Raw genomic sequence first — 1452 nt, forward strand, 5'->3', positions numbered from 1 at the left:
GGAGCTGGGTGGGGTCGCAGAGGCCAGGGGGAAGCGACTGTTTACTAAAAACACAGGTCCGTGCCAAGTCGTAAGACGCTGTATACGGACTGACGCCTGCCCGGTGCCGGAACGTTAAGAGGACCGGTTAGAGGTTTCGACCTCGAAGCTGAGAATCTAAGCGCCGGTAAACGGCGGTGGTAACTATAACCATCCTAAGGTAGCGAAATTCCTTGTCGGGTAAGTTCCGACCTGCACGAATGGCGTAACGACTTCCCCGCTGTCTCAACCACAGGCCCGGCGAAATTGCAGTACGAGTAAAGATGCTCGTTTCGCGCAGCAGGACGGAAAGACCCCGGGACCTTCACTATAGCTTGGCATTGGCGTTTGGAGCGTCTTGTGTAGGATAGGTGGGAGACGTGGAAGCCGGCACGCCAGTGTCGGTGGAGTCATTGGTGAAATACCACTCTGGTCGTTTTGAGCGTCTAACCCGCACCCGTGGATCCGGGTGGGGGACAGTGCCTGGTGGGTAGTTTAACTGGGGCGGTTGCCTCCCAAAGAGTAACGGAGGCGCCCAAAGGTTCCCTCAGCCTGGTTGGCAATCAGGTGGCGAGTGCAAGGGCACAAGGGAGCTTGACTGTGAGACGGACGTGTCGAGCAGGTGCGAAAGCAGGGCCTAGTGATCCGGCACCGACGTGTGGAAGTGGTGTCGCTCAACGGCTAAAAGGTACCCCGGGGATAACAGGCTGATCTTCCCCAAGAGTCCATATCGACGGGATGGTTTGGCACCTCGATGTCGGCTCGTCGCATCCTGGGGCTGGAGTAGGTCCCAAGGGTTGGGCTGTTCGCCCATTAAAGCGGCACGCGAGCTGGGTTTAGAACGTCGCGAGACAGTTCGGTCCCTATCCGCTGCGCGCGTAGGAGAATTGAAGGGATCTGTCCCTAGTACGAGAGGACCGGGACGGACGGACCTCTGGTGTGCCAGTTGTCCCGCCAGGGGCACGGCTGGTTGGCTACGTTCGGTAGGGATAACCGCTGAAAGCATCTAAGCGGGAAGCCTGCCTTGAGATGAGTTCTCCCTCCCACTTTCGGGTGGGGTAAGGCCCCCAACAGACCATTGGGTTGATAGGCCGGAGATGGAAGCGCGGTAACGTGTGGAGTCGACCGGTACTAATAGGCCGAGCGGCTTGAACACACACCCGCATGCTTGTGGTGTGTGGTGCTGTCGAAACGAATTGTTGTTCGCGTCCCTGTGCGGTTCCCAGGAAACAACCGGGAACCGTAGAAGAATTGAATACCGAGCCGTCTGCTCGGACGATGAACTTGCCGCCCCCGTGGGGGTGTGCGTTGGTCGTTCGGTGGTTATGGCGAAGGGGAAACACCCGGTCCCATCCCGAACCCGGAAGTTAAGCCCTTCAGCGCCGATGGTACTGCATGGGGGACCGTGTGGGAGAGTAGGACACCGCCGGACTC

2 rRNA genes are annotated in these 1452 nt (G+C 58.8%); both read left to right on the plus strand.

The window, feature by feature from the left end:
• Positions 1 to 1174 (plus strand): 23S ribosomal RNA (locus K1Y72_RS35805); the annotation flags it as partial.
• A 159-nt stretch (positions 1175 to 1333) separates the two neighbouring features.
• Positions 1334 to 1450: ribosomal RNA gene (rrf, locus tag K1Y72_RS35810) — 5S ribosomal RNA — on the plus strand.
• Positions 1451 to 1452 lie beyond the last annotated feature (2 nt).

The sequence above is a fragment of the Actinomadura parmotrematis genome (assembly GCF_019458805.1).
In the GTDB taxonomy this organism is placed as follows: Bacteria; Actinomycetota; Actinomycetes; order Streptosporangiales; family Streptosporangiaceae; genus Spirillospora; species Spirillospora parmotrematis.